The following is a 21017-nucleotide window of genomic DNA, read 5'->3' on the forward strand; positions in this document are numbered from 1 at the left end:
AACATTAACCTTTAATTTATTATGAAAAAAATTACTTTAGTAGGCATTTTGTTGGGAACCTTTAGCTGGGTCAATGCTCAGGTTCTGAATCAAAGTGCCAGCTGGCCGAATCCGGCATGGACGGTAACAGGATCTTATGCAACTGCAGCCGCAGCATTTGAGTCTGACCCATTAACAACTTCCAGCTTTGCATTTGATGACGATGATGCAGCAAATGGGCACGAGGACAATATTGCCGCAGAATCTCCTGTAATCAATTTAACTCCGGCTTTTACTGCTGGTGAAACATGGTTGTCTGTTACTGTTCAGTATGGTTACAGATATTTTGCTAACGATCAATTGCGTTTTGAATACTGGAATGCTGATACTTCGGCTTGGGTAGCCTGGGGTGCAAATATTCCAGGAAACAGTACAACATCTACAGATAACTACTGTACGACAATTGTCAAAACAACTTACACAACAACTACATTGAGTATTGCAGGTTTTACACCAACTCAATTGTCTGGATTTAAATATCGTATTTCATATGATGATGATCCAGCTGGTAACGATTGGAACTATGGTTTTTGTTTCGACTCGCCAACAATTGTTTCTGCAACACCTCCGGCATGTCCAAATCCTTCAGCTTTAGCTGCAGTACCTGCGATTACTTCAGCAGTGCTTTCATGGACAGAAAATGGAACTGCAACACTTTATAACATTGAATATGGAGCTAATGGCTTCACACAGGGAACAGGAACAGTAGTATCTGGTGTTTCAAACTCGTATAACCTTTCACCATTAACCGCCCTTACTGCATACTCATACTATGTTCAGGCAAGTTGTGGAGGTGCATCAGGAAACAGTGCATGGATTGGTCCGTTTAATTTTACAACTTTAGCTGCTCCACCAGCAAATGATGATTGTGCCGGTGCAATTGCTTTGACTGTTAATCCAGATTATGCCTGCGGTACAGTTACAGCAGGAACAACTCAAGGTGCTACCTTATCAATGGCTGCAGCTCCTTGTTTCGGAAATCCAGACGATGATGTTTGGTTTAAATTTGTAGCAACTTCAGGAAGCCACAAAATTGTTTTGTCAAGTATTGTTGCGGTAGGAGGTACAGGAACTAGCACAGATGCTTACATGCAGGTTCTTTCTGGTGCTTGTGGTTCACAAACTTCAGTTTTATGTAGTGATCCAAACACAGCAAACCTTACAGATTTAACAATTGGTGACACTTACTATGTAAGAGTTTATACTTATGGCAATACTAACAATATTACATTTAATATTTGTGTTGGAACTCCACCACCTGCACCTGCAAATGATGAGTGTACTGGAGCTATAGCTTTAACAGTTAACCCAGATTATTCTTGTGGTACAGTTACTCCAGGTTCAGTTGCATCTGCAACACCTTCTAATACTGATACTACTGCTTGTACAGGTACAGAAGATGACGATGTATGGTTTTCATTCGTTGCGACTTCAACAAGTCATAGAATTTCAATTTTAAATGCCGCAGGTTCTGTAACAGATATGGCGCATTCATTATGGAAAGGTAACTGTGCAGCTTTATCATTAGTAGCTGGTTCATGTTCTGATCCTGATACAAGTAATCCAACAGGATTAACGATTGGTGAAACTTACTATGTGAGAGTTTATACTTATACTGCTACTACAGGACAGGATACAACTTTCAATATTTGTATTGGAACACCACCACCACCACCTGCAAATGACGATATTGCCAATGCTATTGCAGTTAGCTGTGGAAATGTTTACACTGGTAATACCAGTTTAGCTACATTAGACCAGGCTAATCCAGCATTTGCTTTTGGAGTTGATTTAGATGCGCCAAACGTATGGTACACATTTACAGGAACTGGAACTGCACAAAATGTTAACTTAAACCTTTGCGGTTCTGGATATGATACATCTGTTTTAGTATTGACAGGAACTCCGGGCAATTTGACTGCAGTAGGAGGGAATGACGATGATAACACTTGTGTTTCTAATACATTGAACTCAAATGCTACTTTCACTTCAGACGGTACAACAACTTACTATATTGTAGTTGAAGGATACAATGCAGGAAGCACAGGTGCATTTACAATGAATGTTACTTGTAGTGCTGTAAATCCACCAGCGGTTGCCAATCAAGATTGTGGTACTGCATTAGCAGTAAATGTTGACGGTACTGATACCAACTCTGATAATTCATTTGGAACTGTAAGTTCTGAACAGCCAACATGTGACCAATTTGGAGCAATCCAGGATGTATGGTTCTCATTTGTTGCACCAGCAAATGGTGAGGTTGCAGCGTTATTGACTCTTGGTACAATGACTTCTTTAAACTATAACGTTTATGCAGGTGTTTGTGGACAATTAGCACCAGTAGGAAATTGTACGTCAAACGTTACTACAGCTACCTCTACACAAACCTATACAGGTTTAACAGCAGGTGATACCTACTATGTTCAGGTTTGGAGTAATAGTGTTGAGCAAGGAACATTTACAATGAGGTTAACAGGTACTTTAGCAACTGGAGACTTTGATAGCTCTAACTTCTCTTACTATCCAAACCCAGTTAAAAACATCTTGAATTTATCTTACAATCAGGAAATTTCAAATGTTGAAATATTCAACCTATTAGGACAAAAAGTAATGACCAATGCAGTAAATGCAAACACTGCTCAAATTGATATGTCTAACTTATCAAATGGAGCTTATATGGTTAAAGTTACTTCCAACAACCAGGTTAAAACCATTAAAGTGATAAAACAATAATTGTTTTAATAAATATCTTTATAATTAAAACCACCTATTTTTAGGTGGTTTTTCTTTTTTATAAAACTTATCTTTGTTACCCGAGACTCATATTCGAATTGTAAGAAGTAAAAATTTAAGCCATGTATTTTTCAATTATCATTCCTGTTTACAATAGACCCGATGAAATCAAAGAGCTTCTGGAAAGCCTCTTGAATTCTGATTATAATAAGGAATATGAAATTGTAATTGTTGAAGATGGCTCTTCAATAAGCTGTAAAGAAGAAGTTGAAAAATTTAAAAGCAGACTTAATATATCCTATCACTTTAAGGAAAATTCCGGTCCAGGAGATTCCAGGAATTATGGTATGAAGGTTGCCGAAGGGGATTATTTTATCATTTTTGATTCCGATTGCATTATTCCAGCACAATATCTTTCAGAAGTTGAAAAGGAATTATCATCCAGTTATGTTGATTGCTTTGGAGGTTCTGATGCCGCTTTGGATTCCTTTTCAGACATCCAGAAAGCCATAAATTTTGCAATGACTTCCTTCCTAACGACAGGCGGAATTCGCGGTGGTTCGGAAAAACTAAATAAGTTCCAGCCAAGGAGTTTCAATATGGGGATTTCCAAAATTGCTTTTGAGGACTCTCACGGATTTGGAAACATCCATCCGGGTGAAGATCCCGATTTAAGTATCAGGCTATGGAAGATGGGCTACCAAACCAGGCTTTTCCCAAAAGCATTCGTTTATCACAAACGCAGGATTGATTGGGATAAGTTTTCCGTTCAGGTAAATAAATTTGGCAAGGCACGGCCAATACTCAATAGCTGGTATCCTGAATACAGCAAGCTGACTTTCTTCTTCCCAACACTATTCATTCTTGGATTGTTTGGTGCCATTGCATTATTTCTTTTCAACATAGAATGGCCATTGCTTTGTTATCTATTTTACTTCCTAATGCTTTTTATAACAGCATTTATTCAAACTAAAAGCATCACGATAGCATTACTTTCATTAGCCGCCGTTTATAAACAATTTTATGGATATGGCTTTGGCTTTCTGGATTCTTTTATCAAAGTTGGCCTGCAAAAGCAAAAACCCGAAACAGCTTTTCCTGAACTATTTTTTAAATTAAAGCCATGACAAAAATAATCGGATTAACAGGAGGAATCGGAAGCGGTAAAACTTTGGTAGCCAAACACATAGAGTCATTGGGAATTCCAGTATACATTGCAGATGATGAAGCCAAAAAAATCACGGAAACAAAAGTAGTCACCGATTTAATCATCGATGCTTTTGGAAGTCAAATTTTAGAAAATGGAAAACTGAATAGGGAAAAACTAGCCCAATTGGTTTTTAACAATCCTGAAAAACTACAGAAGTTAAATAGCATTATCCATCCAAAAGTCAAGCAACATTTTGACGATTGGGTCGCTCAACATAAAAACCATCCTTTGGTTGTTAAAGAGGCCGCTATCTTATTCGAAAGCGGAAGTTATAAAGACTGTGATGCCATTATCACAGTAACAGCACCTATCGAAACCCGGCTTCAAAGGGTCATTGAACGCGATAAGAGTACTAGGGAAGCTGTATTGAAAAGAATGCAGAGCCAATGGACTGACGAACAAAGAGTTGCAAAAAGTAATTATGTAATCCACAATATTTCTGTTAAGGAAACCTATATACAAATTGAAGAAATTCTTAAATTATTGACAAATCAATAATTTATATGTAAGATGTTAATGTTTGGTTAATATATTTATTGAACAAATGTTAAAATGTTAAATTTGTATAATGAACAAATTGTTTTTCCGTTTACTGGTCATCTTAATGAGTTTATCCTTGATAGGAATAATACTCGTTCAAGTGTACTGGTTTGATAAATCCTTTGAAAATAACGAAGAGCAGTTCAAGTATCATGTCAAACAAGTTCTGGGAAATGTTGCCGATAAGTTGGAAAAACAGGAAAAGTACAGTTATTATGAGATGTATAACCATCTTAAGGACAGTACCGGCAAGGCTCCCAAAAAAGAGGATTTCCTCGAATTTGCATTCTATCAGCGCGATTCAAGGACCAATGAAACAATAATATATTCAAACAATATAATTTCCGAAGACTATGGAATTTCGGGATCGTTCTTTGATAAAAAATTAGACAGCGTAAAACTTAAGAATTTCACCGCCACAAGGAAAACAGAGATTTACAACGATAATATCGACAACACAAGCATAAAGCAAAACATCACTCCAGACACCAAGATTGAAAAATCAGGGCGTTTGGATTTATTGGATAATGCGCAATTTGAAATTTTTTATAAAGATTATGCTGCTTTAAAACCTATTCAGGAAAGGATCTCCAACGAAATGCTGCAAAAGTTATTGTCTGAAGAGCTCAAGGAATATGGTGTTAAGACTCCGTTTGAGTATAACGTTTACAGCAATGGCTTAGCAACAAAAATAAAATCGGAACGGTTTAAGTATGACAAACCATCATCTTATTCCATTCCTATTTTTATTGATAACGATTTGAATAACAAATACCAATTGTTGCTGCAGTTTCCTCAAAAGAAAAAATTTTTATTCTCAGAATTGATAGGGATTTGCATATTATCAATTGTTTTTACATTGATTATAATCATTGCTTATTCAAGTGCGCTTAATCAATTAATCAAGCAGCGTCAGATTTCTGAAATCAAAACCGATTTCATCAATAATATGACACACGAATTCAAAACTCCAATCGCCACGATAAATCTGGCTTTGGATGCGATGAAAAATCCGAAGGTCATTGAAGACAAGGAAAAGGTATTGCGTTATATGCAGATGATTAAGGACGAGAATAAACGGATGCATGCCCAGGTTGAAAATGTATTGCGTATCTCCAAATTGGAAAAAAGGGAACTCGACATTACAAAGGAATCCAATAATATCCATGACATCATTGAAGATGCTATTGAACACGTGAATTTGATTATTGAAGACCGTAACGGAACGATAACCAAGCATTTTGATGCCACACGAAGCTCAGTTTTATTGAATGACGTTCATTTTACCAATGTGATAGTAAATATACTTGATAACGCAATAAAATACTCGCCTGAAGAACCTGTAATTGATATTCAGACTGAAAACGTAAAGGATTTTATCATTGTCAAAATTAAGGATCAGGGTTCGGGAATGTCAAAAACGGCGCAAAAAAGAATATTTGAAAAATTTTATAGAGAACATACAGGAGATTTGCACAATGTAAAAGGTCACGGTCTGGGATTAGCCTACGTTAAAAGAATCATAGACGATCATAATAGTCAAATTTTTGTAGAAAGTGAAAAAGGAAAAGGAAGTACATTTATTATTAAAGTCCCACTCATAAATTAAAAACAACAACAAACAAATTACAATGGAAAACAACAAAAAAATATTGCTAGTAGAAGACGATCAGAACTTCGGTATAGTTCTGAGAGAATTCCTCACACTAAACGATTTTGACGTAACACTCGCCAAAAATGGTATGGAAGGATTCGAAAAATTTAAAAAAGATAATTTCGATTTATGCATTCTGGATGTCATGATGCCATATAAAGACGGATATACCTTGGCGAAGGAAATCAGGGAAAAAAACAAAGACGTGCCTTTGATTTTCCTAACAGCAAAATCAATGAAAGAAGATGTATTGAAAGGATATAAAGTAGGTGCAGACGATTATTTGAACAAGCCATTTGATTCCGATGTATTGCTGATGAAAGTAAAAGCAATCATTCAGAGAAAAGCGGCAGAAAACAAAAACGAACCAGCTAAATTTGAGTTCCAGATTGGTAGGTTCCTTTTAAACTCAAAGCTTCGTTATTTGAAATTGGATAACAACGAGCCAATCAAATTGTCGCCAAAAGAGTCTGAATTGTTAAAAATGATGGCTACTTACGAAAACGACTTAATGCCAAGAGAATTAGCATTAACCAAAATCTGGAGAGAAGACAATTACTTCACCTCAAGAAGTATGGACGTTTATATCGCCAAATTGCGTAAGTATCTTAAAGAAGATCCAAACGTTGAAATCTTAAACATTCACGGTGAAGGTTTTAGATTGGTCGTAAAAAAATAAAGAATTGAATCCCGTCATTTGGCGGGATTTTTATTTAGGAGCTATATCCGGCTTTCCATTATATCTTTTTAAGGATTGATGTGCCTTCACGATGTTCAGGCCAATCCTTAAAAAGGATGTCATTCCAATCCGGGCTAGAAATTCAGCTGTAAGGCAAAACAAATCTTTCCTTCAGAACTGACAGTAAAAATAGTTGGGTTTTGATTGCTGCCTTTCTCAATCGAAACGGTTTCATCAAGCGAAACTTCCTTCAGGTAATTCATCTCAAAGCTTTGTAATGCCCGATTCAGCAGTAATTTTGGTTCAGTATAATCCAAACACCATTCTAAGTATTTCACGCTGTTGGCGTGGTTTACAATATCCAAATCAGAAAGCAGTATTTTTTTCTCTGTTACAAACATCTTGTCAATAGTGGTGTCAATTTTTGAGAATTGAATTTCTGTTGCCTTGTCGTTTGGGTATTTCTCAAAATGCTCATGGGCCAATGCCAACGGTTCAGGACGTCGGGTTTTGGTATTAAATACAGCCCAAAAGGTTTCACAACCTACAATCTTTTCATCGCCAATATACAGTTCCAAACAACGGATCGATCGCGAATTTTCTAACGAATTAATCCAGGTTTTAACGGTTACAATATCCCTCCACTTTGGCAAACGCTTAATCTCAACCCGCATCCGGCTCAAAACCCAGGCCTGATCATGAACCTGCATGTCCGAAAAACTGATGCCTCCCATTTCGGCATGAACGCCAGCAGTCAATTGCAGGATATTACACAAATCGGTATACTTTAAATAGCCGTTTGGATAACATTGCAGGAAAGTGATTTCCCAATCTTTGAACAATGTCGAAGTGAAGTCTTTTGAAATGGGCATAATCTGAATTATAAATTTTGAATTTTGAATTTTGTATTGATGTAATCGATGATGTCCTGTTTGTCTGCTTCGTAATCAAACCATTTTGCATTTTCTGTTCGTTTGAACCAAGTCAGTTGGCGCTTGGAAAACCTACGCGTGTTTTTCTTGATTTCCTCAATCGCAAATTCCAATGTAACAGTTCCTTCAAAATAGTCGAATAATTCCCTATAACCAACAGTCTGCAAAGCATTAAGGTCTTTGTTTGGAAATAACCCTTTTGCTTCCTCAACCAAACCTTCGTCAATCATCATATCAACACGTCGGTTGATTCTGTCGTACATGATTGGCCTTTCAGCTTCCAGCCCAATGACGATAGGGGTGAAGTTGCGCTGGTTTTTCTTTTGATTCAAAAAGGAGGAATAGGATTTTCCGGTTCCTAAACAAACTTCCACAAAGCGTTTCATTCGTTGCGGATTTTGTAAGGTCTGCGGGTTTTCAAGTTCAATGTTTTGATAGAAATCGGCATCCATTTTTTTCAATTGCTGCTGCAGGTAAACTATTCCAAGTTCTTCAAAATCAGCATTTATATTTTCCCTAACGGAATTGTCTATTTCCGGAAAATCATCAAAACCTTTCAAAATGGCATCCACATACAAACCCGAACCACCAACCATGATTTGAATATTATTTTTTAAAAACAATTCATCCAATCGGGCTATGGCCTCTTTCTCAAAATCGCCAACAGTATAATTCTCAAAAATAGATTTGTCCTGAATGAAATGATGCGTGGCTGCAGCCAGTTCCTCATCGTTTGGAACCGCAGTTCCAATACGCATTTCCTTAAAAAACTGACGACTGTCACAGGAAAGGATATCACATTTGAAATATTGCGCCAAAGCAATGCTCAGGGAAGTTTTTCCAATTGCTGTAGGACCGATTATGGTGATTAGGTAATTCATATTTCTAGCCCCGATGGAAGCAAGCTACCATGTAGCGCGGACAGCGGGATATAACTTCAAAAAATTAAAATTTCAAAATCTTATAAACCTTGTGTTTGCGAAGGTACATTTGTATGATTGTCTTGGTGTCGCGATTGTTCTGCATTGGAATAATCAGGTTTTTCAATATCTCAATATTATTTACCTGGTAATTAAGGTCAAAGAAACAATATCCCTGATAAACCCCATTTTCAATCAACACTGCACTGCGCTCATCTACGCTGCGTCCTCTGTCAATGATGACCATATTGTCGTTGTCAAATTTCATTTCCTGAATGAATTCCTCCACACGTTCATTATACAATTCTGGTGTTTCCTTTCCGAGGCACGCGCCGTTGCATTCTTTTATCTTATATTGGAAACACCCGTTTTTGGTTTCATATAATTCGTTTAGTTTTTGGCACAGATTGTATTTTTCGGTTATCTTGAACAAGGAATTTTTCCCTTCCTGGATAGAAGTGAAGGAGGTTATTTCCTTTTTGCGTCCATCAGCTTTCATGACTTTTAAAGTCAGGTAACCATTGGCATCCTTTTCAGGATATAATGCCCATTGGAAAATAGTTTTCTTTTGTGAACGGTTGTAAACAGGTTTATTGATTTTGATTTCTTCACATTCTTTGAGCAAGGCAACCAATTCGCTTCCGGTTTCTTCATAGGTCACAGCAAAGACTTCGCGTTGGATTTTTTTGCATTTACTCGAACTTCCGGTAAAATGTTGGTTGATTCGTTTTTTGATATTCCGGCTTTTGCCAATGTAAATCAAATCACCTTTCTCATTATGAACGTAATAAATTCCGGTCTTTGTTGGTAAACTCTCTACGATATCCAATAATTTCGGAGACAGTCCTTTTTTGATTTCAGCTTTAATCAAACTGATTAGGATTTCCTTCTTGACATCTTTCTCCAAAAGCATTTTAAACAATTTCACCGTTGCCATGGCATCACCGGCAGCACGATGCCTGTCTGTAACCGGAATTCCCAAAGCACGGACCAATTTGCCAAGGCTATATGAAAGTTGACCCGGAATTAGTTTCTGCGATAATTCAACCGTACAAAGTGTTGGCTTGATGTAATCATATCCCAAACGGGTAAATTCAGTCCTGAGGATCCTGTAATCAAAGGAAGCGTTGTGCGCTACAATGATGCAGTCCTCAGTCATCTCGATAATGCGCTTGGCTATTTCGTAAAACTTTGGAGCCGAACGCAGCATTGCGTTGTTGATTCCGGTAAGTTTTACAACGAAAGGCTGAATGGGCTTTTCAGGATTGACAAGGCTTATAAACTGGTCTACAATTTCGTGGCCGTCAAATTTATAGATGGCAATTTCGGTAATGCCTTCTTCATTAAATTGTCCCCCGGTTGTTTCTATGTCTATTATTGCGTACAAATTCCAGTTTTCAGTTATCGTCCTCCAAAGATACTACTTCCAATCCGAACCATGGTGCTTCCACATTCAATTGCAAGTTGATAATCTCCGGACATTCCCATAGATAGGGTAGTGAGTTGTTTGTGTTTATCGAATATCGATTTGAGGTGTTGAAATTCTTTTTTGATTTGTGCCTGATTATCAGTAAAGGTTGCCATTCCCATCAATCCAATAACCTTTATGTTTTGCAATCCATTTTTGTCGTTCTGTACGAATTGAAGAATCTCATTCAATTCATTTTCATCCAAACCAAATTTAGATTCTTCTTCGGCAATATAGACCTGAAGCAAACATGCAATAATCCGTTTGTGCTTTGCAGCCTGCCTGTTGATTTCCTGCAATAATTTCAGGCTGTCGACACCATGAACAAGGCTCACATATTCTGCCATATACTTGACTTTGTTAGTCTGTACATGGCCAATCATGTGCCATTGAATATCCTTGGGCATTTCTTCCCATTTATCGGTCATTTCCTGGATTTTGTTTTCGCCAAAAATACGCTGTCCCGCTTGATAAGCCTGCATCAGATCGGAAACAGGTTTGGTTTTGGAAACGGCAACCAGGGTTACGTTTTCAGGAATCGTAGCTTGGATTTCAAGAAGATTGGCTGCAATCGGCATAATTATGCTTTAGGCTTAAAATGGATTTCGATTTTTGTTATTTCTACAGGTGCTTCAACATCTGCTTTTAAAACCATTGCCATCTTTTTGCTCTGCAGGATTGATATCGTCGATTTTAAATCGCCATTTACAAACAATTCTATATTCTTCTTTTTGCCATTATAGCTCCAAGTGCCGGATATTTTTTCGTTTGCCGTATAAGTATGGTCTGTTTTAAAAGTATAGGTCAGCGTTTTCATCTGCCCCATTTTTTGAATTTTCTTGTTATTCATCATTGCGTAATCGGCAATCCATGTTTTGCATAAAAGCTTATTGATGGTTTCCTTTTTGGTTACGCTTTGAGAGTAAACAGCGCCTGATATAAGTAATAATACTATTAGTTTTTTCATGTCTTTTTAAGTGTTAAATTATAATTCGTAAACCATTAATCCGCTTCTGAATTTTGGTTCAATATAAGTACTTTTTGGAGGCATTATCAAATTATTGTCAGCCAAAGCCTTGATTTCTGAAATATCGGAAGGAAACAGCATAAAGCCAACTTCAAATTCGCCTTCATCAACCAATTCCTTTATCGTGGCAACAGACTGTTTTCCCGGAATGTATTCAATACGCTCATCATTCCTCAAGTCCTCTATTCCCAATAAGGGCTGTAAAACCTTGTCGTATAAAATTTGGGCATCAAGGTTTTCCAGGATTGAAGGCTGCTTATTCTCTTGTTTATAGAACAAAGCATAAAAATGACCATCCAAATACATTCCAAATTCGAATTTGCTTTGTGGTTTCCACAGTTCCTGTTCCTTGTCTTTTATGATAAAATTCTCAGCCAGTTTTTCAAGGAAATCCTCTTTGGTAAATCCGTTTAAATCCCTTATAATACGATTGTATTCATAAATTTTGACATTGCTTTCGGCAATCAGGAAACTCATAAAATAGTTCAGGTTCTGGTTGCCTAAATGCTTATCCTCATCATACAATAACTCTGCTGAAGCCGAGCGGTGATGCCCGTCAGCAATGTAGAGTTCCGGAATTTGTTCAAATTGGTTTTGAAGCCATTTGATTTCTTCATCAGCATCTATCTTCCAAAGCTGGTGCTTTTCCTTGTTTGTTGTTGAATAATTATAGATTGGTGCTGTTTTCTTCTTTTCAGCAATCCATTTATTCAAAGCTTCATTGTCGGGATAAGTAATCAAAACCGGTTCGGTGTTAAAGCCCGTTTGATGGAGATAATCCTTAAAATATTCCACACGGTACTGCAGGGTGTCTTCGTGTTTCTTGATAACATTGTTTTTGTAATCTTCAATTGAAGTGCCGGCAACAAAACCTGTGAAAGCCTGCACTTTAGTCTGAATTTCATATAAAAAGAAAACCGGCTTGTCTTCTTCCATAAAGATTCCGTCATTTTTGAAATCCTGGTATTTATGAATCACACCTTTAAAGCGTTTGTCCAAAGTAATTTTCTGCGAATAAACATAAGCAGGATGAATCACATGCAAAAACGAATATGGATTGAAATTCAGCCACGAAGCCAACTCCGCGGGCGAATAATCATCGTAGTTCCTACAGGTAACGAGCGCTACTTTGTCTGGCGTAGGGCGAATCGCTTTAAAAGGGATAATTTTGCTCATAGTTTAAGCGAATTGTTTCGAAACCTTCTCGGCTTTCTTCGATTCTGAGTAATCGTAAAAACCTTCTCCCGATTTCACTCCAAGTTTTCCGGCCATGACCATATTCACCAAGAGTGGGCAAGGGGCATATTTCGGATTTTTGAACCCGTCATACATTACATTTAAAATCGAAAGGCAAACGTCCAATCCGATAAAATCAGCCAATTGCAATGGTCCCATAGGATGTGCCATTCCCAGTTTCATTACCGTGTCGATTTCATAAACTCCGGCAACACCATTGTACAAGGTTTCGATTGCCTCGTTGATCATCGGCATCAAAATCCTGTTGGCTACAAAGCCAGGATAATCGTTTACCTCTGTTGGAGTCTTTCCTAATTTCACCGATAAATCCATGATGATTTTGGTCACTTCGTCTGAAGTTGAATAACCACGAATGATTTCCACCAGTTTCATAATTGGCACCGGATTCATAAAATGCATTCCGATAACGCGTTCAGGATGTACAACCTGTGCTGCAATTTGTGTGATTGAAATCGAAGAAGTATTGGTAGCCAAAATCACATTGTGGTCACAAACTTCACTAAGCTGCTTAAAGATTTGAAGTTTTAAGCCAACATTTTCAGTTGCTGCTTCCACAACCAAATCGGTACCAACAACGCCATCCTTAATGTCGGTATAGGTAATTATGTTTGAAATGGTTTTGTGTTTGTCATCTTCAGTAATCGTTCCTTTGGTAACCATTCTATCCAAATTGGAAGCAATGGTTGCCATTCCTTTTTCAAGTGATTTTTCAGAGACGTCAATCAGTTTTACGGTAAAACCGCTTTGTGCAAAAGTGTGGGCAATTCCGTTACCCATAGTACCTGCGCCTATTACAGCAATTGTTTTCATTATATTGGTTTAAGTTTAAATCATATTCATGGAATCGATAATCATATACGCCACGCGCAATGCTTCCGTTCCGTCTTCCAGGGTCACGATTGGAGTCGTATTATTATTAATGGCATCAGCGAAGGTTTCCAATTCATCAAGGATTGCATTATTATTAGTCACTTCCGGATTGTTAAAGTAAATCTGCTTGCGGTCGCCTTCGGCATTTTGAAGGATCATGTCAAAATCTCCAGGATTTTCGGGAGCTTCCTTCATTTTTACCACTTCACAGGTTTTGTCTAAATAATCCACCGAAATGTAGGCATCCTTCTGGAAGAAACGCGACTTGCGCATGTTCTTCAACGAAATCCTACTCGAAGTGATATTGGCTACACAGCCATTTTCGAATTCAATTCGGGCATTGGCAATATCCGGTGACTGGCTCAACACCGAAACACCACTGGCATGCACCAACTTTACTTTCGATTTCACCACACTTAGAATGGCATCGATATCGTGTATCATCAAATCCAACACCACAGGAACATCAGTGCCACGCGGATTGAATTCGGCCAAACGATGCGTTTCGATGAACATTGGGTTTTCAATTTGGTCTTTAACCGCTGTAAAAGCCGGATTAAAACGTTCAACATGCCCAACTTGTCCTTTTACATTATACTCTTTTGACAAAGCGATAATTTCCTCAGCTTCTTCAACTGTTGTGGAAATCGGCTTTTCAATAAAAACGTGTTTTCCCGATTTTATGGCAACTTTGGCGCATTTGTAATGCGAAAGAGTAGGAGTAACGATGTCAATAACATCAACAGCGTGGATTAATTTGGCAATGGTATCAAATTGTTTGTATCCAAATTCGGCTTCGATTTTTGCGCCGTTTTCGTGGTTTTCGTCGTAAAAGCCAACGAGTTCATATTTTTCAGATTGTTGTAATAATCGTAAGTGTATTTTTCCGAGGTGACCGGCACCTAAAACGCCAACTTTAAGCATATAAAAGTATTTTAAACAAAAATAGAAATTAATTGATAATTGCTGATTGTTAATTGATAATTTGTTTTCTATTTTTACCCAATAAATTACTACCCAAATTGAAAGATACAGCAAAACATCAAGGGCTTCGAAATCAATTAGCCAAAATACTGGAAGAAAAAGGAATCAGTGACGTGAACGTTTTGACGGCAATCAAAAAAATTCCACGTCATTTATTCCTTGATTCGGGTTTTGAGGATTTTGCGTATCAGGACAAAGCCTTTCCAATTGGAGCCGGGCAGACTATTTCACAACCTTACACTGTAGCTTTTCAGAGTCAATTGCTTGAAGTCAAAAAAGAAGATAAAATCCTCGAAATCGGAACAGGTTCGGGATATCAAACTGCAGTCTTAGTGGCTATGGGAGCAAAAGTATATTCGGTTGAAAGACAGAATGAATTGTTTAAAACCACTTCGGCATTATTGCCAAAATTGGGAATCAGACCAAAACATTTATCCTTTGGTGATGGTTATAAAGGCCTGCCAAATTTCGCTCCATTCGATAGCATCATTGTTACTGCCGGTGCACCAATAATTCCAAAAGCACTGATGGCTCAATTAAAGATAGGAGGAAGGCTGGTTATTCCGGTTGGTGAAAAAGATCAGGTAATGACCATGCTCATCCGTAAGAATGCGACCCAGTTTGAGAAGCATGAGTTTGGTGATTTTAAATTCGTACCATTGTTGGAAAATAAGAATTAAAACGACTTCTTAATCCGGTCTAAATCACGCTTGGTATCCTGCTCCTTAAGCGATTCCCGTTTATCGTAGGTTTTCTTTCCACGGCAAAGCCCAATATCTAATTTGGCCAACCCTTTTTCATTGGTAAAAAGCTTCAATGGAATAATCGTCAATCCTTTGGTTTCCGAATTTCGTTCGAGCTTTTTCAATTCCTTTTTATTCAGCAATAATTTGCGTTCGCTTTTGGCTTTATGGTTAAACTGGTTTCCATACAAATATTCATCAATCTGGGTATTGATGGCAAACAATTCACCATTGTGGAATTCGCAAAAACCTTCCGTAATATTAGCTTTCCCCAAACGAATCGATTTGATTTCCGTTCCGGTTAAAACGATGCCAGCAGTGTACGTTTCGATTATTTCATAATCAAATTTCGCGCGCTTGTTTAATATGTTTATTGCTTTTAACATTGGATGGCAAATGTAATACAAAATCAAGTTTCCCGAAAATATAAAATTAAATATAAAAATAACACTAAAAATTAGCCTCATTCCTTATTCCATAAGGGCTTAATGCCAATTTGTAACTATGCCTGCTACGCGTGTAACTTCAACCGCTACGCTCGTAACTGTATCTGCTACATCTGTAACTGCACTTGCTTCACTTGTAATTGCACCTGCTTCACTTGTAATTGCACCTGCTACTTTTATAATTACTCTTGCTACGTTTGTTATTCTACCTGCTACATTTGTAATTACAACTGCTTAAAGATTTATTGCGCTAAATTTTCTAATTTTACCAAATGCAGAACAATACCTCAAAAGATCCGCTTCATGGAATTACACTCCAAAAGATAGTCGAAGATTTAGTGGCTTACTATGGTTTTGATACGTTGGGTGAATTAATCCGAATCAAATGCTTTAACGATAATCCAAGTGTCAAATCGAGCTTAACTTTCCTCAGGAAAACAGATTGGGCAAGAAAAAAGGTTGAAGATTTGTATGTAAGGACTTTGCCAAAGCTGGGAAAATAAAATCAAACCGTCACTTCGAGTGATTTCGTCATTTATGACGAAATTGTATCGAGAAGCTATTTCTTCCAATTTCGTTTTAATAACGAATAAATAACCGTATCCAAAAACCTTCCTTCCCAAAGTTCATTTTCAAGAATATGGGCTTCTTTAACAAATCCGTTTTTTTGTAAAACACGTTCCGAACCAATGTTATCAGGATCAATGATAGCTTCAATTGAATGCAGGTTCATCTGTTCGAAACCATAAGCCACAACAGCTTTAATTGCCTCCGACATATAGCCTTTGCCATTGACTTCGGGAAAAGACATATAACCAATCTCAGCCCTATGGTTTTCGGGTGAAACCTTATAATGCCCAATGATGCCGATAATCTTTGGTTCGCCTTTAAGGGTAATTCCCCAATTGATTCCGGTATTGGTAACGATTTTTTCTTCAATCATATTGATGTGGCCCAAAGCATCTTCACGGTTTTTTGCCAGTGGCCTTGGAATGTATTTCATAGTTTCGGGATTGCTTCTAAGCGCCAAAACTTCATCAGCATCATTCTCGTTTAGGCGACGCAAAAGCAGGCGTTCGGTTTCTATATTTTGAAAAGGGTGAAAATTGATAGTAAGCATAGTGTGTGTTTTTGTAAAATTATAAAATTTGGATGCTAAAGCGGTACTCTTTTTCGGTATTGGCAGCTAGATTTTGGATTGCTTCCTTTTCGGCAATATTTCCTGAAGCATTGACCACATCGGAATAACCAGCCCAAGGTTCAAGGCAGATAAAAGGCGCGTTTGCTTTGGTCCAGATTCCAAAATTCGGGAAATCATCAAACCTGAAATTCAGCAGCGATGAACCATTTTCAAGAATTTGGATCTGTTTCGATTTTAATTCCTTAAAGATTAAAGCGTCTTTTTCGAATAGCGAATAGGTGAGTGGCAGCTGGTTTTCATCAAGTCTTATTGCTGTTCTCCTATCGGAAAGTAAATCGTTTTCCAACTGATAACTAATAAGTTTTTCATCCTGTTCAAACTGTAAGCTGTAGTTTTCAAAACTTTCAGGCAGCGCAAATGCCGGATGACCTCCAATGGAGTAATACATCGTCTTAGGATTTTTATTGATGACCTTATAAGTAATTACCAATTCAGAATCTTTCAAAGCATAGCTTAGCTGCAATTCAAAATCAAATGGATAAAGCTCCTTTGTTTTTATATTAGACTTTAGAGAAAACACTGCCTCAGTTTTAGTAGCCAGAATCAAATCAAAAACCATATCCCTTGCAAATCCGTGGCGTGATAGGGTATAAGCCTTACCATCATAAGCAAATGAATTGTTTTTCAAGGTTCCTACAATTGGAAATAAGATGGGTGAGTGCTTTCCCCAATAATCCGGATTTCCTTCCCAAATGTATTCTCTCTTATTAACTATCGAATAAAGCGAAGTCAATTCAGCGCCATTATGGCTGATTGTTGCTGATAGTGTCGAATTGGATAGGGTCGTTTTCAATGTTTCATTCATTTAGCCACAAATGTATTTTTTATATTTCAGTTTATTGATAGCCTTTTGGCTGTTATTTTAAATATGTAAATATTACAAAATAGATTTAAAATGCGTAAGGCAAACCTTATCGACGAACTACATTAAAGTAAGAAAAATACATTATATAAAGATAAATATATGCATTTCATCGATTTTTTTTGGTATTTAAACGATAAAAGATGTAGAATTGTCTAACCAAATCAATAATACGTTCTGTCAAATTTAACTCAATAAAGTGTTTGCCCCACATCTACTTTATTCAAAAACTTAACCTACTACTATGAAAGCAAAAATGTTTAGAGCATTGTTGCCGTTAGCAATCGTGTTCACTATGGTATCCTGTTCTTCTGACTCAGAAGGATCGTCTTCAGACACTAAAGTTGTAACTTCATACAACTACAATGACACCGAATTAAAACTAGTTACACTTATCAATGATTACCGTGCCAGTGTTGGGCTAAACCGACTTGAGGTGATTAACCACATTTCATACAAATCACAGGAGCACAATATCTATATGATTGATAATAAAGTGGTAAACCACGATTATTTTCAGCAAAGAGCTAATAACTTAGTGGAAGTGTTAGGTGCACAAAGGGTAGCAGAGAACGTTGCCTACAACTATCAAACTGCAGAAAGCGCCATGTATGCATGGCTGCACAGTCCAGGCCACAAAGAAAACATCGAAGGAGATTATACCCATATCGGAGTTTCGGTTACCGTTGATGAAACTACAGGAAAAAAATACTACACCAATATGTTTATGAAGAAAAAACCATAACTTCATAAATGTATGTCAAAAAGAAAATAATAGTTTGATTATTGTTTTGTTTGATTTTGACAGATCGAAAAATCCCGCAGTTAGCGGGATTTTTTTTTATTTAAAACCTAAACGTGTTTTTAATTTTAAAAATAATAAAGCTATGGAATAAGCATCGTCTGAAGCCGAATTCCTTTCAGCTTGCGGCAGTTTGTAATGCTTTATCAAATCGTCCAATGAAAATGGTTTCGCCACATCCATTAATTTCTGGTGCATGATTTCAACATCCAGAGCTTCATTCTTCAATTTGCCACATTCCATTTTTTCCAAAACATCATTAATCATTTCAATGTCAAAATGAATTCGGTGCCCAACCAGGACTGCATTTCCAATATAATCAACAAGCGACTGAATTGCCGGATATTCGGCCAATTTGGTCAGTTTGCTTTCAATCAGGAATTCATTGGACATGCCATTATCGTGAAGGTATTTATATTGTAAAATGACAACTTCAAAATTATCTCCTATCCGAACCACATCATTAACTACACCAATAGCCCCAAAAGATAAAATCACATCCTTTTTGGGATTCAAACCGGTAGTTTCTGTATTCAGGATGACATATCGGTTGGATTTTGTTTCAAATTTTGCCAGATACAATTTCCAGAACTCCGGGTACTTATTGCTGCCTGTAAGCCACTCTAACATATTATGAGAATTGTGTTAATTGAAATTTATCCTTTATCAGCTCTTCCAATTCCCTCATTGGACCCAAAGCATTCCGTAATCGTTCCTTATCCGGTTTTGAAAGTTCATCCACATTGATATAATTTCCGTTACTGTCATTTTTTAAACCTTCAAGCGTCCTGAATTTTGACAGGATCAGGAATGCATCAGCACAGTTTAAATAGATTTCAGAAAATTTAGGGTCAACAATCGCCAATTGCTTAAACCTTAAATAGGTATTATTGATTCCACGCAGGTTGAAACTAATGGCAAAAAGACGTGCACCGTCAACCAAAGGCATAATTGCTTTGTTTTTAATATCAAATTTTCCTTTGTTTTCACCTTCTTCCTCAAGGTTGAATTTTTTGAAAAAGTTTAACGGCGGATGTTTCCTTAATGCGTCATTTCCAAGGAAATCAAAGAATAATGCGTTGTTCTTACTGTTATTGAAGACCAAATCATTGAGTGAGTCTTCAATTTTGCTTTCGCCAAAAACAAATTCGTAGTCAAAAAAGATACTGCTGATATCATTTGATTTGTCTCCGGGAGTTTTCATCCAATTGTTGAATTGCTTCATCCAGTCCGACATTGATTTACACCAAAGCATGTTGCTTGCCATGTGACCATTTGGGCAATATTCATAACCAACTTTCTCCAATATCGCTGTGGCTCTTTTGGCCAATTTCAAAAAGTAATCCTTAACATCCCTGTAATTTTCTGCAGCGACGTCTTCAAAAACGAGGAAACTGTCCTGGTCTGTCAAAAGAAATTGCTCTTTTCTTCCCTGGCTTCCAATGCTGAACCAGGCAAAACGGGCAGGAGGCGAACCCAAATCCAAGATGGATAATTCGATGGAACGCTTTATGATTGCCGTTATAATTTCTCCTGAAATATTGTAAATATGTGGAATTGGGATATTTTTCGCTAATGAGCTTTGGATTAAATCCGTTAATTTTTCCCTAACCATTTTAAGTTCCTTAGGCGATAGGGAACGTTTGATTTCCTTGATCAAAACACCCGGATTGTTGGCTTGTGCCACAATCAAATCGTGTTCGGAAATCACGCCTTTAACATCCGATTTATCAGAACCGTCGACTGTCACACACAAATGGGTAACATTATGCTTTAGCAGCAAAAGCTGGGCTTCAGCAACGGAGACATTCTCCGGAACCGTAATAACTGGAGAGGACATTATTTTGTCAATAGTTGAAATAAGTGGAAATCTTCCGTTGGCAATCTTTGATCTAAAGTCACTGTCGGTGATGATTCCGATAGGATAGTTCTGCTCTGTGACAATCACATTATCCATCAGGTTTTCGGTCATTAACTGAGCTGTGTCCTTGGCGATGGCTGTTATGGTTACCTTTAAAGGCGTTTTGTTATAGGCAAGTGACTGGAAATACTGAATTTCATTTTGTTGATTTTCAGTATAAACGTTGTCCGTTATCAACTTTCCACGGTTTTCCTTATCAAAAGGATTTCGTGTGTTGGTTGCGAAACTTTCCAGTAAAAAGTCCAATACCTGCGGATTCTGCGCTACGAAAGGTTTGAAAGTACTAATGGGAATCGCATAAACAATACTGTCTTCGCGTGCTTTTGCCGTCATCATATAATTGTTCTTGGCAAAAAAGGGACGAAGCCCGAATACATCACCAGGATAACATTTATTCAACAAAGTTTCTTCAGCATCAGCTATAACTGTGAGTGTAATAACACCGGAAGCTACAACATAAAAGCTATCATGAAGTTTGTCATTAATCTGGAACAGGTTTTTATGCTTATCTAAATTTACAACACCAATGCTGGTTGCAACCTGAATTAATTCTTCGTGATTCAAATAATTGAATGGCGCATATTCTTTTAAAAAGTTGGCAATATTTTCAGCAATAGAATTACCCATGTTAAAGTTTATTGATAAATGTGATTTACAAAAATAGTAAAGCTAATGAGAAGAAGAAGCCAATTGTTAAAAACATTTATAACTAAGTTATGCACTATTCTG

The 21017-nt window shown here is 37.2% G+C and carries 22 protein-coding genes; 9 read left to right on the plus strand and 13 right to left on the minus strand.

Features of this window, described 5'->3' with window-relative positions; translation table 11 throughout:
* The first annotated feature begins 21 nt into the window (after positions 1 to 21).
* From L1S31_RS07265 to L1S31_RS07285, 5 genes are all read left to right on the plus strand, one after another.
* Positions 22 to 2772: a T9SS type A sorting domain-containing protein gene (locus L1S31_RS07265; RefSeq protein WP_236464038.1), complete on the plus strand. Its 2751-nt coding sequence runs from the start codon at positions 22 to 24 to the stop codon at positions 2770 to 2772.
* Between the two features lie 122 nt (positions 2773 to 2894).
* On the plus strand, positions 2895 to 3899 hold the full coding sequence (locus L1S31_RS07270) for a glycosyltransferase family 2 protein (RefSeq protein ID WP_236464040.1): 1005 nt from the start codon (positions 2895 to 2897) through the stop codon (positions 3897 to 3899).
* Entirely contained in the window at positions 3896 to 4480 is a 585-nt protein-coding gene (coaE, locus tag L1S31_RS07275) for a dephospho-CoA kinase (protein WP_236464041.1), read from the plus strand. The genes L1S31_RS07270 and coaE overlap by 4 nt, the downstream gene beginning before the upstream one ends.
* 70 nt (positions 4481 to 4550) lie before the next feature.
* Positions 4551 to 6131 carry a sensor histidine kinase gene (locus tag L1S31_RS07280; protein WP_236464042.1) on the plus strand — a complete coding sequence of 527 codons (1581 nt, stop codon included), beginning with the start codon at positions 4551 to 4553 and terminating at the stop codon, positions 6129 to 6131.
* A 22-nt stretch (positions 6132 to 6153) separates the two neighbouring features.
* The gene (locus tag L1S31_RS07285; RefSeq protein ID WP_236464043.1) at positions 6154 to 6855 is read left to right on the plus strand and encodes a response regulator transcription factor; all 702 of its coding nucleotides are present in this window, start codon (positions 6154 to 6156) and stop codon (positions 6853 to 6855) included.
* 134 nt (positions 6856 to 6989) lie between these two features.
* Here L1S31_RS07285 and L1S31_RS07290 read toward each other — a convergent pair whose 3' ends face one another.
* The 8 genes from L1S31_RS07290 to L1S31_RS07325 all read right to left on the minus strand — a co-directional run bounded on the left by L1S31_RS07290 (position 6990) and on the right by L1S31_RS07325 (position 14253).
* On the minus strand, positions 6990 to 7727 hold the full coding sequence (locus tag L1S31_RS07290; protein ID WP_236464044.1) for an acyl-[acyl-carrier-protein] thioesterase: 738 nt from the start codon (positions 7725 to 7727) through the stop codon (positions 6990 to 6992).
* Between the two features lie 8 nt (positions 7728 to 7735).
* Complete coding sequence (gene miaA, locus L1S31_RS07295) at positions 7736 to 8668, minus strand: tRNA (adenosine(37)-N6)-dimethylallyltransferase MiaA (RefSeq protein WP_236464045.1); 933 nt, start codon at positions 8666 to 8668, stop codon at positions 7736 to 7738.
* Between the two features lie 64 nt (positions 8669 to 8732).
* Entirely contained in the window at positions 8733 to 10094 is a 1362-nt protein-coding gene (locus tag L1S31_RS07300) for an exonuclease domain-containing protein (RefSeq protein WP_236464046.1), read from the minus strand.
* Between the two features lie 14 nt (positions 10095 to 10108).
* A complete protein-coding gene (locus tag L1S31_RS07305; protein WP_236464047.1) occupies positions 10109 to 10753 on the minus strand; it encodes a YggS family pyridoxal phosphate-dependent enzyme in 645 nt (214 codons plus the stop codon).
* Positions 10754 to 10755: 2 nt separating this feature from the next.
* Positions 10756 to 11142 (minus strand): hypothetical protein, encoded by a 387-nt coding sequence (locus L1S31_RS07310; protein WP_236464048.1) that lies wholly within the window; start codon positions 11140 to 11142, stop codon positions 10756 to 10758.
* 18 nt (positions 11143 to 11160) lie between these two features.
* The gene (locus L1S31_RS07315) at positions 11161 to 12378 is read right to left on the minus strand and encodes a DUF1015 domain-containing protein (RefSeq protein ID WP_236464049.1); all 1218 of its coding nucleotides are present in this window, start codon (positions 12376 to 12378) and stop codon (positions 11161 to 11163) included.
* A 3-nt stretch (positions 12379 to 12381) separates the two neighbouring features.
* Complete coding sequence (locus L1S31_RS07320; protein WP_236464050.1) at positions 12382 to 13269, minus strand: 3-hydroxyacyl-CoA dehydrogenase family protein; 888 nt, start codon at positions 13267 to 13269, stop codon at positions 12382 to 12384.
* Positions 13270 to 13284: 15 nt separating this feature from the next.
* On the minus strand, positions 13285 to 14253 hold the full coding sequence (locus tag L1S31_RS07325) for a Gfo/Idh/MocA family protein (protein WP_236464051.1): 969 nt from the start codon (positions 14251 to 14253) through the stop codon (positions 13285 to 13287).
* Positions 14254 to 14351: 98 nt separating this feature from the next.
* Between L1S31_RS07325 and L1S31_RS07330 the strand changes: the two genes are divergently transcribed.
* A complete protein-coding gene (locus L1S31_RS07330; RefSeq protein WP_236464052.1) occupies positions 14352 to 14993 on the plus strand; it encodes a protein-L-isoaspartate(D-aspartate) O-methyltransferase in 642 nt (213 codons plus the stop codon).
* Here the strand turns inward: L1S31_RS07330 and smpB are convergent.
* Complete coding sequence (gene smpB / locus L1S31_RS07335) at positions 14990 to 15442, minus strand: SsrA-binding protein SmpB (protein WP_236464053.1); 453 nt, start codon at positions 15440 to 15442, stop codon at positions 14990 to 14992. The two genes, L1S31_RS07330 and smpB, sit on opposite strands and share 4 nt — an antisense overlap.
* Before the next feature lie 118 nt (positions 15443 to 15560).
* Here smpB and L1S31_RS07340 point away from each other — a divergent pair, with 118 nt between their 5' ends.
* Both L1S31_RS07340 and L1S31_RS07345 read left to right on the plus strand, forming a co-directional pair.
* Positions 15561 to 15740 carry a hypothetical protein gene (locus tag L1S31_RS07340; RefSeq protein ID WP_236464054.1) on the plus strand — a complete coding sequence of 60 codons (180 nt, stop codon included), beginning with the start codon at positions 15561 to 15563 and terminating at the stop codon, positions 15738 to 15740.
* A gap of 34 nt (positions 15741 to 15774) precedes the next feature.
* Positions 15775 to 16005 (plus strand): VF530 family protein, encoded by a 231-nt coding sequence (locus L1S31_RS07345; RefSeq protein WP_236464055.1) that lies wholly within the window; start codon positions 15775 to 15777, stop codon positions 16003 to 16005.
* A gap of 56 nt (positions 16006 to 16061) precedes the next feature.
* On the opposite strand, the gene L1S31_RS07350 is transcribed toward L1S31_RS07345, so the two are convergent.
* Both L1S31_RS07350 and L1S31_RS07355 read right to left on the minus strand, forming a co-directional pair.
* Positions 16062 to 16622: a GNAT family N-acetyltransferase gene (locus L1S31_RS07350; protein WP_236464056.1), complete on the minus strand. Its 561-nt coding sequence runs from the start codon at positions 16620 to 16622 to the stop codon at positions 16062 to 16064.
* Positions 16623 to 16641: 19 nt separating this feature from the next.
* On the minus strand, positions 16642 to 17508 hold the full coding sequence (locus L1S31_RS07355; protein ID WP_236464057.1) for an aldose 1-epimerase family protein: 867 nt from the start codon (positions 17506 to 17508) through the stop codon (positions 16642 to 16644).
* A 301-nt stretch (positions 17509 to 17809) separates the two neighbouring features.
* Here L1S31_RS07355 and L1S31_RS07360 point away from each other — a divergent pair, with 301 nt between their 5' ends.
* Complete coding sequence (locus tag L1S31_RS07360) at positions 17810 to 18310, plus strand: CAP domain-containing protein (RefSeq protein ID WP_236464058.1); 501 nt, start codon at positions 17810 to 17812, stop codon at positions 18308 to 18310.
* 96 nt (positions 18311 to 18406) lie between these two features.
* Here L1S31_RS07360 and L1S31_RS07365 read toward each other — a convergent pair whose 3' ends face one another.
* Both L1S31_RS07365 and L1S31_RS07370 read right to left on the minus strand, forming a co-directional pair.
* A complete protein-coding gene (locus tag L1S31_RS07365; RefSeq protein WP_236464059.1) occupies positions 18407 to 18997 on the minus strand; it encodes a 3'-5' exonuclease in 591 nt (196 codons plus the stop codon).
* A 1-nt stretch (position 18998) separates the two neighbouring features.
* Positions 18999 to 20915, minus strand: a complete 1917-nt coding sequence (locus tag L1S31_RS07370; RefSeq protein ID WP_236464060.1) for a DUF294 nucleotidyltransferase-like domain-containing protein — start codon at positions 20913 to 20915, stop codon at positions 18999 to 19001.
* Positions 20916 to 21017 lie beyond the last annotated feature (102 nt).

Source organism: Flavobacterium wongokense (assembly GCF_021608265.1).
GTDB classification, from domain to species: domain Bacteria; phylum Bacteroidota; class Bacteroidia; order Flavobacteriales; family Flavobacteriaceae; genus Flavobacterium; species Flavobacterium wongokense.